Annotated in this window: 12 protein-coding genes; all 12 read left to right on the top strand. The window is 50.7% G+C overall.

Translation table 11 applies throughout. The annotated features are described in order from the left end of the window. The first annotated feature begins 251 nt into the window (after nucleotides 1-251). Entirely contained in the window at nucleotides 252-1484 is a 1233-nt protein-coding gene (locus ACXYMU_RS18640; protein ID WP_458987929.1) for a glycoside hydrolase family 88 protein, read from the top strand. Nucleotides 1485-1767: 283 nt separating this feature from the next. Then, on the top strand, nucleotides 1768-1995 hold the full coding sequence (locus ACXYMU_RS18635) for a hypothetical protein (protein WP_458987928.1): 228 nt from the start codon (nucleotides 1768-1770) through the stop codon (nucleotides 1993-1995). Between the two features lie 629 nt (nucleotides 1996-2624). After that, the gene (locus tag ACXYMU_RS18630) at nucleotides 2625-3317 is read left to right on the top strand and encodes a polysaccharide biosynthesis/export family protein (protein ID WP_458987927.1); all 693 of its coding nucleotides are present in this window, start codon (nucleotides 2625-2627) and stop codon (nucleotides 3315-3317) included. 6 nt (nucleotides 3318-3323) lie between these two features. Next, nucleotides 3324-5696, top strand: coding sequence for a GumC family protein (locus ACXYMU_RS18625; RefSeq protein WP_458987926.1), 2373 nt, complete (start codon nucleotides 3324-3326; stop codon nucleotides 5694-5696). 88 nt (nucleotides 5697-5784) lie between these two features. Next, nucleotides 5785-7311: a lipopolysaccharide biosynthesis protein gene (locus tag ACXYMU_RS18620; RefSeq protein ID WP_458987925.1), complete on the top strand. Its 1527-nt coding sequence runs from the start codon at nucleotides 5785-5787 to the stop codon at nucleotides 7309-7311. A 34-nt stretch (nucleotides 7312-7345) separates the two neighbouring features. Continuing rightward, nucleotides 7346-8557 carry a glycosyltransferase family 4 protein gene (locus ACXYMU_RS18615; RefSeq protein ID WP_458987924.1) on the top strand — a complete coding sequence of 404 codons (1212 nt, stop codon included), beginning with the start codon at nucleotides 7346-7348 and terminating at the stop codon, nucleotides 8555-8557. Between the two features lie 6 nt (nucleotides 8558-8563). Then, nucleotides 8564-9871, top strand: a complete 1308-nt coding sequence (locus ACXYMU_RS18610) for an O-antigen ligase family protein (RefSeq protein ID WP_458987923.1) — start codon at nucleotides 8564-8566, stop codon at nucleotides 9869-9871. A gap of 57 nt (nucleotides 9872-9928) precedes the next feature. Next, nucleotides 9929-10858 (top strand): nucleotide-diphospho-sugar transferase, encoded by a 930-nt coding sequence (locus ACXYMU_RS18605; RefSeq protein WP_458987922.1) that lies wholly within the window; start codon nucleotides 9929-9931, stop codon nucleotides 10856-10858. Nucleotides 10859-10870: 12 nt separating this feature from the next. Then, nucleotides 10871-12118: a glycosyltransferase family 4 protein gene (locus ACXYMU_RS18600; protein WP_458987921.1), complete on the top strand. Its 1248-nt coding sequence runs from the start codon at nucleotides 10871-10873 to the stop codon at nucleotides 12116-12118. 18 nt (nucleotides 12119-12136) lie between these two features. Continuing rightward, on the top strand, nucleotides 12137-12976 hold the full coding sequence (locus ACXYMU_RS18595) for a glycosyltransferase family 2 protein (protein WP_458987920.1): 840 nt from the start codon (nucleotides 12137-12139) through the stop codon (nucleotides 12974-12976). Continuing rightward, nucleotides 12977-14203, top strand: a complete 1227-nt coding sequence (locus ACXYMU_RS18590) for a right-handed parallel beta-helix repeat-containing protein (protein WP_458987919.1) — start codon at nucleotides 12977-12979, stop codon at nucleotides 14201-14203. 635 nt (nucleotides 14204-14838) lie between these two features. Further along, the coding region (locus ACXYMU_RS18585) for an Ig-like domain-containing protein (RefSeq protein ID WP_458987918.1) at nucleotides 14839-17046 on the top strand (2208 nt) is incomplete at its 3' end.

Genomic DNA, 17046 nt, shown 5'->3' with positions numbered 1-17046 from the left:
ATTACGGTTTGAGGCAAATTAATAAAAGATAGGCGGAAATGTGCTACGCTCCTGCCCTTGTCTTTGCCGGGTTTGTACAGGCTGATCATCAAAAAAAGCACTTGCGCCTGCGCAAAGCTTCTAGAAAACAGTATATTGAGTTTTGCTATTGGTTAGCCTTGCTCAACAGTTCCTTGCATACCAAAGTGAGCCAGGTTCGCCCCAGTTCTTTCCATGCCTTAAATTTTATCAAACCACACGAAGCCTTCGCTATGCCATCAAAGTTCTTTAGCATTGCTGCCCTGCTCGGCAGCCTTTTCCTCTCTGCCGGCTGCCGCACCAGCAGCTCTAATCAAACCGCCCCGGAATCGGTGAGTACGCGCGCGAACAATACATTAAACGAGGATGCGCTGCTGCGCGATGCCGCTGCGCAGTATAAGGTACTCATGTCCCGGTTGCCAGCGGGCAGGTTGCCGAAAACCTATCACGCTGCCGACGATAGCCTGGAAACCAGTGCTTCGGAGTGGTGGACAAGCGGATTCTACCCCGGCTCCCTGCTATACCTCTTCGAGGAAACCGGCGATTCCGCGCTCTACCAGGAAGCCCTCCGCACGCTGGCCTTGCTGGAGAAGGAACAGTACAATACCCGCACCCATGACTTGGGCTTCATGATGTTCGACAGTTACGGGCACGCGAACCGGCTGGCTCCGAAGCCGGCTTACAGGCAGGTTCTGCTGAATAGCGCCAAATCACTCGCTACCCGGTTTAACCCTGCGGTTGGGGCCATCCGCTCCTGGGACTCTGCTCCAGGCGATTTTGTGGTGATCATTGATAATATGATGAACCTGGAGCTGCTTTTCTGGGCCACAGAAGTTACCGGCGACTCCTCATATTATGACATTGCTGTGACGCATGCCAACACTTCGCTGCAAAACCATTTCAGACCCGACCATAGCTCTTACCATGTTGTAAACTACAACCCTGTGACGGGCGCTGTGCAGCAACGGAAAACCGCTCAGGGAGCGGCTGACGAGTCGGCGTGGGCTCGAGGACAGGCTTGGGGCCTGTATGGGTATGTGGCTGCCTACCGCGAAACAGAAGACGACAAGTACCTACAACAGGCGCAGCGCATTGCCGACTTTATACTAACTCACCCTAACTTGCCAGCTGACAGAGTGCCATACTGGGATTTTAATGCCCCCGGTATACCGGATGCTCTCCGCGATGCTTCGGCAGCCTCCATAGTTGCGTCTGCCTTGCTGGAGTTGCGCAGCTATGTCAGTCCTGCACAGGCGGCCACTTATACCCAGGCAGCCGAAACCATCCTCCGAAGCCTCTCCTCTGAAACTTACAGGGCAGCACCGGGTACTAACGGCGGTTTTGTATTGCTGCACGGTGTTGGGCACTTGCCTGCTGGCACTGAAGTAGATGTGCCGCTCACCTATGGCGACTACTATTACATCGAGGCGCTTAAACGCCATAAATCGCTAAAAAACTTAGATTAGAAAGATGCAATCAGTTAACTTTTAGCACTTTAAATAATTTTATGATAAAACCTTTATTTGAACCCCATAAAAGGCTAGACAGTTGACAGCTCATCGCAACAATCTTATTGTTTTTTTATTAAAACAATTTTTTAACGTGTATAAAATTATTATTTGATCAAAAAATCAGGCTTATCTATCAAATTTTAGGTGTTTTTAGCCAAAATATTATTTTTTTCGTAGCAACGGCATACAACATATGTTAATATTCCTTAACTTAGCCTTATCGTAAAGAAATAGTTACATGGAATACAACATCATCATCGCCCCTACATTAGAAGTATTAGCATCTGAAGTAGCCAGCTTTATACCTCAGGGTTGGAAGCTGAAAGGAGCCATTTTAGAGCACATGGATGGATATGCCCAGCAACTGATCAGACACCCGAAAGATGTAGTGCGGATGCAGCAGCAACGCGCTAAGCCAGTTGTGGAAGCACCTGCTCGCCAGCGCCGCACCCGCTGGATTGAGTAGTCCTCAGATATAGAAGACTTTTTAGCCAAAGTGTGAGCCATTTTCAGTGTTATTCTCCACGGTAACCTGTAAATGGCTTTTTTAATTGCTTTTTGCAACTGCTCATAACAGCCTCACTCCTTCCCTGCATCATAACCCATCGAACTTTAACCCCGCCGATAAACAGCCGCTAGGTTAGCCAGATTTTGCTATAATTGCAAAGCCCCGGAGCTCACTACTTTCCCGCTTCTTTCCAAAACAGCACAATTTTTTACAGCCTTTCCCGCAGCAATTAACTCAGTGGCTTTCATGAAAGGCTGATACACTTTCAGTAATTGTCTCCTCATTGTCAACAACATACCTCACCTTGTTGTAAAGCGTATCGCCTGAGGGAGAAAACGCAGGATACATTCTGCAAAATAATTTTTCCAAATCAGTATCCTTTTAGTCAAGTAAAAGTATATATGCCTAAACAAATTTTTGACACCTGTCATTGTTGTTAACCCGTATAGTATCCGTTATCAGCACACAACTTCGTGTGCATGCCCAGATTTCACCCTTAATTGCTAAAAATGAGAAGTATAAGTTATTTTCTCCTGTTTCTGCTTGTGACCACTACCTCGTGCCTTACAAAAAAGGAGCTGGTATATATGCAAAACAACAACCTGAAAGAGCAGACCCCTACCTCCTTCAACACCCCTTACGACACTTACAAACTGCAGGCTAATGATGTAATCTCCATCAAAGTGCTGAGCGTAGACCCGGAGATGTCCGATTTGTTCAACATCACCAACCCCTCCAGTGCATTCGGTGTGGCCGACCCAGGCAGCATGTTCCTGAGTGGCTATTCAATTGACGATGAAGGTAACATTAACCTGCCAACGGTAGGTAAGCTGAAAGTAGCCGGCCTCACGACAGGGCAAGCCCAGGACCTGATCCAGCGTGGCCTGAGTCGTTATATAAACGATGCCACTGTTATCGCAAAACTGATCAGCTTCAAGATCAGCGTATTAGGGGAGGTAGCCAAGCCCGGTTACTTTTATGTATACAACGAGCGGGCAAACCTCCTGGAGGGCTTAGGTATGGCCGGGGACCTGACCAAGGGGGCCAACCGCCAAAATGTAAAGCTCATTCGCCAGACGCCCGAGGGCTCCGATGTAGTGCTGGTAGACCTGACCGACCCTAACCTCGTACAATCAAAATATTATTACCTGAAGCCCAACGACGTGTTGTATGTAGAGCCTCGCAACACACAACTAAAGCGTGACAACCTGGTGGTTGTGAGCGCAGTATTAGGAGTGATTTCTACGGCAGCATTGTTGGTTAACTTTTTTGTGAAATAAAGAAGAATGAAACGAAATAAGAAAGAACACGAGATTGATATAAAAAGCTGGTTGTTCAAATTCAGGTCCAATTGGTACCTTTTTCTAGCATTTACGCTCTTAGCCCTGGCAGCAGCATATGTTTATGTAAAAACATCGCCACGGGTATATGAATTCAGTGCCACCCTGCTGCTCGGCGACCAGCAGACAGGCTCTAAAAAAGCGCAGGAATTACTGGAAGTACTTCAGGTGCAAAGCAAAGGCATTAAGGTTGAGGACGAGATTGGCTTACTGCAGTCTGATGAGATGGTGAAGCAGGCGCTACGTAAACTCGACTATACCGTGGCCTATTACAAAGTAACCGACCATTGGTTGAACAACCTCGGCAACATGATTGTGGAGGAGCAGTATGAGGCGGTTCCCTATACCGTAAAACTCGACTCAGGCTCTTTCCAGTTGGTCGACTTGCCGTTGCAGGTGCGCGTGCTCAACGACAAAGAATACGAACTGACTGCCGAGGGCGAAGATGTGGCCCGTTACAATCTGGGCAACCATACCATCGTAGAGTCACTGCCGGAGGTGAAATTCACGAAAGTGCTGAAGTTTGGCGAACCATACCGTGACAAGTACATGAACTTTACCCTGGAGCGCGGCAATACAGCTGACTTGGCTCCGGGCAAAAAGTACTATTTCGTGGTGAACAGCCTGAGCAGCCTGGTGGGGCAATATAAAAGAACACTTCAGGTGAGCCCTATCGAGCGTGAGTCACGGATGCTGCTGGTCAAATCAAAGGGAAGTATCCCGGAGAAGCAGACAAACTTCCTGAACACCTTGCTGGCAGAGTACGTGGCCAACGACTTAGAGGAGAAAAACAAGAACGGACAGAAAACCCTTGAGTTTATCGACAGCCAGTTGGCCTCGCTCTCAGACTCGCTTAACCAGAGCAAGCAGGCCCTGTCTTCTTTCCGCTCTAACAAGCGCATCTCGGATGTGGGCATGCAGTCTAACATCAATTTTGAGAAACTTTCGGCGCTAGAGTCTGAAAAGGCGAAGCTCAAGACCGATAAGGCCTATTTCCAGACGATACTAGACCAGGTACAGAACGGAAACGGCATTGCCCAGTCAGTGTCTCCTTCTGTAGCCGGCATCCAGAACCCGATCCTCAGCACCCTGTTCATCCAACTATCAGAGCTCAACAAGGAGAAGGCGGGTATACAGGTGAATGCCACGGAAAACAATCCGAAGCTGGTGAAGCTGGAAAGCGAGATCAACAGCACGCGTAAAGCCATCGAAGCCAACCTCAAGAACCTGATCCGTTCTGCTGATATCTCCATTGCGGACGCAAACGATCGCATCACCAAAATAGAGGGCGCCATTGCTCAGATGCCGGAGAACGAGCGCCGCCTGACCGACCTGCAGAGCCAATCAGACTTCATCGACAAGAAGTATGACTTTTTGCTGGAGAAACGCGCAGAGGCAGCCATATCGCTAGCCACCAACACCACCGACAAAAAGATTGTAGACCATGCCTCTATGAACGGCAATGCACCGGTGAATGTAAAGCCCAAGATGATTTACCTGCTGGCACTGATGCTCGGTTTAGCCATACCTGCCGGACTGATCGTGCTGATGAGCAATGCCGATAACACCATACAAGGAAAAGAGGACCTGAGCAACATCACCAATATTCCTTTCCTGGGTGTGGTGGCGCATGGCGACAAAGGCCAGAAGCTGGCTGTGCTTAACAACCCACGCTCAGCCATCGCTGAGTCCTTCAGGTCCCTGCGCATTAACTTGCAGTACCTGATGGCAAATAAGGAATTCAAAGTGCTGGGAGTAACTTCATCAGTATCGGGCGAAGGAAAAACTTTCTGTTCCGTTAACCTCAGCTCTGAGCTTGCCCTGTCGGGTAAGCGTGTAATTCTGATCGAGTCTGATATGCGCAAACCAACATTTGGGCTGTACTTCAACGTATCCGAGGCAAAGGGGCTTTCCTCTTTCCTGTCTTCAGACCTGCAACTGGAGGATGTAGTGCAGCAAACAGAGGTCGAAAACCTGGATATCATCTCGTGTGGCCCTATCCCGAACAGTGCGGTGCAGTTGCTGGAGCAGCCTAAGATGCATATGTTGATAGAACAGCTGAAAGAGCAGTATGACTACGTGGTGATCGATACCCCTCCGATCGGGTTTGTGTCTGAGTACTTCGTGCTGATGCAGCACATGGATGTGAACCTGTATGTGGTGAAGCACAAGTACACCGACCGCAACATGCTGAGCCAAGTGAACGAGTTGTATGCCGACAAGAAGCTAAAGAACATCTTCACCGTTATCAACGACCTGAACTACAACAAAACATACGAGTACGGCTACAAGAAAAAAGGCAGCTATTATTACGCTTAGCCGAATACGCTATCTGCTACTAAATTTCCAAAGGAGCTGGTGCATCTGTTTGTTCAGCTCCTTTTTTAAAGCCCTTTGATTACCTTACATGAGTAAAAACATCGCCTCTAAAGCTGTTAGTGGATTGAAATGGGGGTCGGCGGCCACTGTGGCGAACGCCGTAATGCAAATCGGCTATACCTCGGCAATGGCCCGCCTGCTGGCACCAGAGGCTTTCGGTCTCATCGCGATTTCCAGCGTCATTCTCCGCTTTGGAGCTTATTTTGCAAACCTAGGCCTGAACAAGGCCATTGTGCAAAAAGAAGAGCTAAGCCAGGAAAACATCCGGGCTGCCTTTACGTCTTCTGCACTGCTCGGTGCGTTTTTCACCGTCCTAACATGGTTTCTGGCTCCGCTTGCCGCTGATTTTTTTGAGAACCCCGACGTGGCCCCTATTGTGCGGGTCATGGCGATTTCTTTCCTGATCAACGGACTGTCGGCTACCTCAGTGAGTTTGCTGGAGCGAAACATGCTCTTCAAAAACGTCAGCATCCTGGAGACTGCATCTTACGTGATCTCCTACCTGGGCGTGGGTGTGGTGCTGGCTTACCTCGATTTCGGGGTGTGGAGTTTGGTTTACGCCTCTTTGGCACAAGCCACGCTGATGGCATTGGGCTCATACCTCTTTATCCGACACAACGTGCTGTTCCTGTTTCAGTGGGAGCCCTACAGGCCCTTGTTTAACTACGGCAGCAAAATGTCGTTCATCAGCTTTATGGAGTTTCTGCACCAGGAGATGGGCACCATTCTGATTGGCCGCGTACTGGGCTCCTACAGCCTGGGTATTTATAACAGGGCCTACATGCTGGTTAACCTGCCTATGTACATGCTCACGCGCACGCTTACCAAAGTCATTTTCCCCTCATTCAGTAAGATCCAGAATGACGTTCAGAAGCTTGGCCGGGTATACCTCTCCAGCATCACGTTGCTGGCCGCCATCGTGATACCTGCCTGTATGGGCATCATGGTGGCGGCCCCCGAGATTGTCCGGCTGTTGCTGGGCGAGCAGTGGGGCGACTCAGTGCCGGTGCTGCAAGTGCTCAGCCTGGCCATCCCGCTCAGCTTCATTACCATGTTTGCCGGTATTGTGTGCGATGCCAAAGCCGTTCTAAACATCAAGATTAAGCTCACGGCGGTTTTTATCGTGGCAATATGTGTGTTTTTTTACCTGCTGCGCGGATATGGACTAGTTGGCTTTGCCGGGGCTATCTTTTTAGGAGAGCTTGTACGTATAGGCATGTACCAACGGGTAATGCACCAGATATTGCACTTGCAGTACCGGAAGCAGCTCTCTATTTACGTGCCTGGGGTTATGAACGGACTGCTGGTGGCGGCTGGCATTTATCTGGTGAGCACGTTGCTGCGTAGTACCGAACTGCCGGCATGGGCTATCCTTACAGCACAGGTAGCCACGGGCGCTGTGCTGCTGTTGCTCCTGACGCTCTTGTTTCCGCACAAACTGTTGCGGATCGAATTGCGTACCGTTCTGCAGCGCGTTGGCCTTGGCAATAACGAGAACAACCCTTATAACAAGATAATACACAAGTACCGAACCCACATCTTGAAGGAAGCCTGATACGGGCTCCTGCAAGTGCACAAAGACTATCACTATGACTATAGGAGTATGCGGCCCCGTTGACCTGAAGCTATTGGATTGGGAATTGAAAGGAAGCGATTTTCCGGAAACGAATGCCTTCCCGCTAACCTCACAATTTATCAATGCGCTGCTTAAACGAGGCTATAACGTAATTGCTTACACTAACTCAAGCACCATATCGGAACCGCTCGTTTATGAAGGAAAACAACTGAAGGTATGTATAGGAAGGCAGAAACCCCAGCCCGGCCGGCGCTTTTACCGCTTCGAGATCCGGGAGATGAAGGAGCTGATCCAGGCGCACCCTGCAGACTTCATCAGTGCTTTCTGGTCGTATGAGTTTGCCTGGGCCGCGCAGGCTACAGGCATCCCGACGGCGGTCTGCCTGCACGACGTGGCCTGGCAGATCCTGCTCAACCACCGCGACATGTTCCGGCTGATACGCTGGATGATGAACTACGTGGTAGTGTTGCGGGCAAAGCACATTGTGGCCAACTCTACCTATACCTATAACCTGCTAGACCGCAGCACACGCAAAAAAGCGCGTGTCATCAACAATTTCTTCCCAGCCGATTTCGAGCAGAGTTTCCATACCCCGGCGCAAAAGCAACCCTACATCACAACCGTTGCCATGGGTTTTTCGCACCGAAAAAACATCAGTACCGCGCTGCAGGCTTTTGCCAGCATCCGCAAAAAATACCCAGACCTGGAGTACCACCTGGTAGGCGCTGAAACGGAGGAAGGGGGTCTGGCGCACCAGTATGCCCAAGCCAATAACTTAGCACAGGGCGTTCGTTTTATCGGCGCTATACCGCACGACCAGGTAATGGATAAAATAGCGGCGGCCTCCTTGCTGCTGCACCCCGCCCGGGAAGAGTCTTTCGGGATGGTGCTGCTAGAGGCGATGGTGGCCAAAACACCGGTTGTAGGCGGCAAGCATAGTGGTTACGTGCCTTACCTGCTTGACCAGGGCCGGGCCGGCCTCTTATGCGATGTGGAGTCTGTGGAGGAGATGGCTGACGCAGTGCTGAAAATTCTCTCCGACGATGCCCTCCGCCAGACCCTGTTAGAGCACGCCTATGCATTTGCGTATGGTAACTACTCCGAGAATGTGATAATTGAGCAGCACCTGGCATATTATGCTGAAATAATGGGAAAGCCGCTGCAACCGACTGCACGTATCCGGCAGGAGCATGCGCTGATGGGGGTGCGGGCTGTAAACCAATAGCAACCGATGAAACTGAACTATAGTTTTTTGTTTGTGATTCCGCTGGCACTCATCCTGATCATGGACCAGATGTTTGTGGAACTCATGGCGCCTAATAGTGAAGAAGCCCAGGGCGCACTGCTAAACCTGATCGTAAAAGGCATGGCCGGCATTTCCTTTGTGTACTGCCTGCTCTACTTCCGGCGCATGTCCAAGTTCATGAAGCTGGCCTTTTTCCTGACCACGCTTTACGTGCTGGCGCTGGTGTTTGAGTCGAAATACGTATACGGCAGCTTCATGATTTACCCGCACGTGTTCGTGAAGGTGTTCATTTTCTATTACAGCTACTTTGTCTACACGTTCTACAAAGGCTCTTATCACTTAAAGTTCGGGCATGCTGTTTTCTTTATCATGGCAGGTTTCTGGCTCAACGTGCTTCTTATCAACCCGCATACGCTTAGCATCTCCTCTTTCACAAGCCATGAGCGCGGGGTATACTCTACCTCGGTATACATGCTGGTGGTGCCTTTTCTGTTTTTCCTGAGTGAGTATTTCTACAAAGGGAAATTCGTTAGCCTGTTCTGGGCTTTCTTTGTACTGTTCACCATTTTCTTTTTTCAGCACCGCACCGTTTGGATCTCCACCGCTTTTGTGTTGGCAGTATACTACCTGCTCATCCGCATGAAAACCGACAAACCGATCAGCTTCGTCACCAAGCTGCTCCCTATCGCCACCATTGTGGCCGTGCTGGGTATAGTCATCAGCGGCTTTGTGCTTTCCATCCATCCCGAGATCATCGAGAAAGTGCAGGAGAGCTTCTCCGACATCGAAAACTTTGAAAGCCAGGGTACGGGTGGCTGGCGATACCAGCAATGGATGTCGTACCTGCCCTTCATCCAGGAAAACTTTCTGCTGGGCATGCGCTTCGATGGCTTTGAGCTGCCCATACAGTTTTACCGCGACGACCTGGATATCCCAGTGTTTGAGGACGGTAACGGCCACCACTTCCACAGCTTTTATGTGGAGATTTTCTTTTACGCCGGCCTGGTAGGGTTTATCCTATACCTGTTCCTGGCGCTATACCCTATCATCAAAGCCATGCGCACCCGCGTCCTGACCATTAACCAGATCATACTGGTTTCGTTTATCAGCAGCGGGTTTGTATTCGGTGTTTCTTATGTGCTGCCCGTGTTTTTTTATGGGGTGCTCGGCTGGTGCATCGCCGCCATTGAGGAGGAGCGCGTACTTCCGCCATCCTTCATCCGCCTATCGGGCCAACGCCTGCACGCCCGTCGGTTGCAGGCCGCAGCGTCCCAACTTTTTTTGCACAAATAAGCTACAACTTCTTCAGAGAATAGCAGTACTATAATATATCAAACCCTTATTACTTGTATGAGTACTCCTACAGAACCACTGCACACCCCGGTGTTGTTGATCATATTTAACAGGCCCCATACCACCCAGAAGGTCTTTGACCGCATTCGGCAAGTGAGGCCACAGAAACTTTATGTAGCCGCCGATGGTCCGCGCCCACACGTTGCCGCCGACCAGGAACGCTGCAAAGAAACCCGCCGCATCCTCGACCAGGTGGACTGGGACTGCGAAGTGAAAACGCTTTTCCGCGAACAGAACCAAGGCTGTGGTATCGCTCCCTCCCAATCAATTTCCTGGTTTTTTGAGCATGAGGAAACCGGCATTATTCTGGAGGATGACTGTGTGCCCTCCAAAAGCTTTTTCTGGTTTTGCCAAGAGGTGCTGGAGCGCTACAAGCACGATACCCGCATCATGCACGTAAGCGGCAACAACTACCTTAACGGCTGGCGCCGCGACCAGGACTACTCCTATTACTTCTCCGACAAGGTGAATGCCTGGGGTTGGGCCACCTGGCGACGCGCCTGGCAGCTCTTTGACTTCAATATCGCGAGTTATCCGGAAATAAAGGAGAAAGGCTACCTCAACGGCCTTTTCCTGAACAAGTTTGAGCAGGCCTACCGCCTGGGCCAGCTAGAGAAAACCTATGCCAACATTCAGAAGGGCGACGTATGGGACTACCAATGGGAATTCACCGTTTACAGCAACTCCGGCCTTTGTATCATCCCGGAGGTTAACCTGGTGCGTAACATCGGCTTTGGCGAAGACGCCACCCATACCTTTAACCTGCACGATAAGAATGCTTATGTACAGGAGCAGGAAATGGCTTTTCCGCTGCGGCATCCGCGCTTTGTTATCCGCGACATTGAATCGGACAAGCGGAATTTCAACTATCTGCTACGCAACAAGGTAAGCGCCAAGCTAAAGAGCATCTTCAGTTTCAGCCTTTAACCCCGCAGATCCATGAAGATACTTCTATCAGCGTATGCCTGCGAGCCCCATCGGGGCACAGAACTGGGGAACGGGTGGAACTGGGCGCTGAATACCGCCTTGCTTGGCCACGAGGTATGGTGCCTGACTACCATAGAAGGCAAGGCCAGCATCGAGGCAGAGGTAGAAAGGCTCCAGCTTCCGAACCTGCACATTGTGTTTGTGCACGTCCCGCGCCTCATCGACAAAGCGTTTGAGTACCACCTGGGTTTTTACCTGCATTACATTGCATGGCAGCAGTATGCGTACCGCAAGGCCAAGGCCTTAGACAAAGAGGTTGATTTTGACCTGGTGCACCATGCCACGATCGGCAGCCTACAGCTCGGCACCGCCCTATGGCGCCTGCGCAAGCCGTTGATCTTTGGCCCCGCCGGAGGTGGCCAGGGAGCGCCCAAAGCTTTTAAAAGGTATTTTTACAACTGGTGGCGGATAGAGGTAATCCGTTCCTGGACGAGCAAGGTATTACTGGCCCTGAACCCAGACGTGCGCAAAACCATGCGCCACGCCTCGCTGGTGCTCACCACCAACGAAGACACATACCAGATGGCCAAGGGGCTTGGAGCACGCAATCCGCAGATGTTCCTGGACACCAGCCTGCCGGAGAGCTTTTACCCGGAGGTATACCCGGAACGCCCGAAAGCGCCCGTGCTGAAGATTCTGTGGGTAGGCCGATTGTTTGCGCGCAAAGGGCTTCCGCTGGTGTTGGAGGCCTTGAGCCAGGTGCGCCCGGATGTTGCATTTGAGTTAACTGTACTTGGCGACGGCCACATGCACGATTATATACCCCAATGGATTGAGCAATACAAGCTGCAGGGTAAGGTGGACTGGAAAGGGCAGGTGCCCTGGGAGGAAGTCAAGCGGCAGTACACCCGGAATGACTTGTTCCTGTTCTGCAGCCTCCGCGACTCCAGCGCTGCCCAGTTCCTGGAATCCATGGCATATGGCTTGCCCATCATCACCCTGGACCTGCACGGAGGCAAAAACCTGGTGCCCGACGATGCCGGTATCAAAGTGCCTGTCAGCACCCCGGAGGCCACAGTACAGGCTATTGCCCGCGCAGTAGAGCACCTGCACGACAACCCGGCACAACGTAGGGCGATGGGCCAAGCGGGCTATGCTTTTTCCAAAACGCAAACCTGGTCGCGCAAAACACAACACATTCATGCGTTCTACAGTAAATACGCCCAGGTAAGCCGAAGCCCTGAAGAACTCACTGTTTAACTAAGTCTTTACAATCACATGATCTATATCGTTATACCTGTTTTCAACCGCAAGCATTTCACCCAAGCCTGCCTGCAGTCGTTACAACGCGGTACCAACCAGCAGTACAAAGTAATCGTGGTGGACGACGGCTCCACGGACGGCACGGCGGAAATGCTGCGCCAGGACTTCCCGGAGGTAACCGTGCTGAAAACAGAGGGAAACCTCTTCTGGACCGCCAGCGTGAACCTCGGCATCCGGCATGCTTTGCAATCCGGCGCCTCCTACGTCATGACGCTCAACAACGACCTGGAGGTAGCACCCGACTTCATCCAAAACACTTACAAATGGATTGCCGCCAAACCTGATGCCATTATTGGGGCACTGGAGATGGACGCCGCCACCCGTAAACCAGCCTATGGCGGTGAAATCATCGATTTTAAGACCAACAGTGTGCGCCATGTGCTGCAGGAGCTTCCGAAAGAGCAACAGGTTGGCTTGCACCAGGTATCGCAGCTCCCAGGCCGTGGTCTTCTTATTCCGAAGGCGGTGTTCGAGAAGATTGGCTTGTTCGATCAGGATAGGTTCCCGCACTACGTGGCGGACTACGATTTCACGCATACGGCCCTGCGCCACGGTTTTGAGCTGTACTGCAACTACGACGCCAGGCTTTATACCTACCCCGAGGAAAGTGGCGAGCGCAAAAACAGGCAAAACAAGAGCATCAAGAACTTCTACAACCACCTGTTTGACATTAAAGGCGGAGGAAACCTTCGTGATTTCACCCGCTTCACTCTGAAGAACTGTCCCCCGCCATACATCCCCTATTACCTGGCAAATGGCTATGCGCGCAGAATTATCGGGTATTTGGTAAAGTAGATGCATGGCAGTTATACCATAGCATTCCTCTCCCCGTCTGCTGCCAAAGGTTGGTTAGCCATGGCAGCGCTGGTGCTTATTGCCTTTACGGTGTTCAGCCTGTGGCAGCAAACACCTTTTTTTGCTTCTGAGCCACCTCAAAAGGCTTTTGAAGGTCCCATTATTATTACCCAGGGCGGCACCTATAGCGGAAACTGGGAATCCCGGGACTCAGAAGTTGCTGCGGTTGAGATTCGCACCTCAGAACCTGTGATTATTGAGCACTCGGTTATCCGGGGCGCAGGTTACCTGATTAAGAGCTGGGGCCACGGAGCGGATATTACTGTGCGGCACACCGAGGGGTATGGCCTCACTCCAACCCCTTGGAAGGAGTATAAAAAGCCGCGACGCTTTGTGGCGGTGGATGTTTTCCGGAATGTGGTGGTAGAGCACTGTTACCTGGAGCATACAGCCGGCATATACCTAGGGGTTGATTATGTAGGAAATCAGACCCCTGAAAACACCATCCGCATACGGTATAACAAAGTACTGAACATAGATGGGCGCGTTTTTGAGGGGCAGGATAAGGTACAGTTCGTGCAGCTCAATTACCGCGGGGAGGTGCCGCACGCCGAGATCTCCTGGAACGAGGTGATCAACGAACCGGGCAGATCAGCGGTGGAGGACAACATCAGCTTATACAATTCCAGAGGCACCGCTACCGCTCCTATCCAGATACACAACAATTACATACAAGGGGCTTTCCCGCTTTCTGTCCACGATGCCAACTATTCAGGCGGCGGCATCATTACAGATTCCCCTGAGGCAGACTCGCTGAAAGCCACCGCTCACATAGCTATTTATGAAAACCAGTTAGTGGGCCTCGGCAATTACTGTTTAGGCATAGCCGGCGGCAACAACATTAACATGCACCATAATCGTGCGTTGGTGGCAGCCTGTTTCAAAGACCAGTCTCCCTATCCATTCTGGACCAGTGGTGTCTGGGCAAAGGACTATTACAAAACAGGGAACACCTTTGCCAACCAGATACACCACAATACCTTGGGCATTGTGGGAAAGGATGGCACCTGGCGCAACGAGATCATGGACAGCACCTTTGTGGCCGCCGATACCTTTGCTAATACCATCCTGGCAACTGACGTCACCAAAGACCTGGAAGAGAGGGAGTATTTGCGCTGGAAGCAGAAGTTAAAGCGACACAGCATTACACCTGGTCCCAAATACTAAAACCACCTACCCGTAATTGACCCCTATTCCTTCTAATGCTCTCTGAAGCACGATTTGCTGCTCCTCAATTAATTTTGAGCACGCTATTTTTGCCCTCACCTCAAACTAGCACATAACCTGCTTATTGTCAACACATAACCTCGTGCTGATTTATTTTGTCTTCAGATGCAATAACCTTAGAAGGCATCCGTTCTTACCTCTTAAGTCCTATTATGCACTAAGTAGTCAAAGAGACACACATAATTAATCTGCTCTGCTTATACAATTTAAACAACACGACTCTTATAACTACAAAATTTAATTTTTCAAATAAAATTCTTTTTTTTGAAACCTATTCAAGAGCACTATATTTCCCTTTTGAACGATTAAAAGAATGTTTTATCAAAAAATGACATATAATTATTCCTGAAAGTTATTTTTTGTTTCATAAATACCTATACGTATAGGGTTATTATTTAAATCACATCTTTATATTTGCAATAACTTATAATCAGAGTTCTAACAAAAAGAGCAACTTCAAACGATTATATTACTTGTTTTGCTTAGGGTTTGCGGTCGCGCCAACGAATGCCTACCCTTAAGAATAATGTAATAAATCACCTTATTAGTACAATTTCAACTTTTAGCCGAAGTAAATGAAATTATCAAACTTGCTCTGCAAAAGCAGGGCTGGGTGGAATTTGTCCGCTCAAATCATTATTTTCTTCCTGTTTTTGGGTTTCACATCATCCGCGCTGGCACAGAGCTACAGCGGCCCTTTGGTTATTACAAAGGGAGGAACCTATAGCGGTAACTGGGAATCCAGGAACTCAGAAGAGGCAGCCGTAGAGATCCGGACATCGGAGCCGGTTATCATCGAGAACTCAAGCATCCGCGGTGCCGGGTATCTGATCAAAAGCTGGGGTTATTCTGCTAACCTGACGGTGCGACACACCAAGGGGTATGGTCTCACGCCTACCCCTTACAGCAACTACAAGAAGCCGCGTCGTTTCGTAACATTGAATAACTTTCAGAACCTGGTGGTGGAAAACTGCTACCTGGAGAGCACAGCAGGCATTTATGCCGGCACGCGCTACGAAGGTGACGGTTCTACGAAAGAAACAATCCGCATTCGTTACAACATCGTCAAAAACATCGATGGGCGTGTGTATGGTGGCGCTAAAGAGCATTCGCAGTTTGTTCAATTCAACTTTAAGGGGGCAATCAGAAATGCAGAGATAGCCTGGAATGAAGTGATGAATGAGGCAGACAAATCGCTGGTAGAGGATAACATCAACATCTACAACACCCGCGGTACTATAGACTCTCCTATCCGTATCCATAACAACTACATCCAGGGTGCTTTTCCTTTCAGTGCTAATGGTACGCAATACTCCGGGGGCGGTATTATTACCGACGGTGACGCAGGTATAAACGATTGCCCGGCTTTTATTGAGGCGTTTGAGAACCACCTGGTGGGGCTTGGCAACTACTCTATGGGTATCGCCGGCGGCAACAACATCCGCTACCACCACAACAGAGCCATTAACGCGGCTACTTTCAGCAACGGGTCGAAGTACAACATGTATACCTCAGGCCTTTGGAGCAAAGACTATTATCACCTGAACACTACTTTCGCCAACTCCATCGACAATAACGTGGTGGGTATTGTGGCCTGGGGGTATAAAGACAACCGCAATGATGTTTCGGTCGCTCAGAATGCTGATTTCAAGAACAACACACATTTGCCAAACCCAATTACAGTACAGTCTGAGAAAGACGAACTGGGCAGATGGCAACAGAAGCTGCAGCGGCACAGTGTGAAGCTTGGCCCCGGTGGCTCAGGAACTACAGCCCCTGCAAACCTGCAGCCTAAAATCAGCTTCACCTCTCCTTCTGACAACGCAACATTTGTGTTAGGCGCTAACATACCCCTTGTGGCCAATGCCACTGATGCTGACGGCAGCATTGCAAAAGTAGAGTTTTACCTGGGCACAGCGAAGATTGGAGAGGCGCTTCGCGCACCATACACCTTTACCTGGAGCAAAGCCACTGCTGGCACCCACCGCCTGACAGCCAAAGCATTTGACAACCAAGGAGCGTCTGCTCAATCTGCAGCCATCAATGTGCAGGTTTCGGTACAAACTTCCATAGCTACACCTACCCTGACACAGGCTCCTGCCGGCACTGGCTCCATCACACGCGAGTTTTGGGCCGGAGTACACAGTTCTGACCTGAGCAAGATCCCAACAGCCAGTACCCCAGGTAGCCAGACAACCTTAAGCCTGTTCGAGGCGCCCTCCAACGTGGGCGACAACTACGGCCAGCGCATCCGCGGCTACGTGACGGCGCCGGTGAGCGGGCAGTACACCTTCTGGATCGCCTCCGACGACAAGGCCGAGCTTTACCTGAGCACCTCCGAGGAGGCAGGCGCCAAGCGCCGCATCGCCTTCGTAGAGAGCTGGACCAACAGCCGCGAGTGGGACAAGCACGCCTCCCAGCAGTCGGCCAGGGTGAGCCTGGAGGCGGGCAAGCGCTACTACATCGAGGCCCTGCACCTGGAGGGCGGCGGCGGCGACAACCTGGCCGTGGGCTGGCAGCTGCCCAACGGCACCATGGAGCGACCGATCGCCGGCAACAGGCTATCCCCAATGGGTACAATAAATGTAACCACTACTCCAATTGCATCTGTGAGCACGGGCTCTTATACTGCTGGCTCCATCATTCGCGAGTTTTGGGAGGGCGTGCATAGCCACAATGTAAAGGACATCCCGGTGAGCAAGGCCCCCAATAAGACAAGCCAGCTGGCCCTGTTCGAGGCCCCCTCCAACGTGGGCGACAACTACGGCCAGCGCATCCGCGGC

This window comes from Pontibacter sp. CAU 1760, assembly GCF_054482735.1.
Note: the sequence above shows the minus strand (reverse complement) of the source record. Positions and strands in the feature narration are given on the sequence as shown.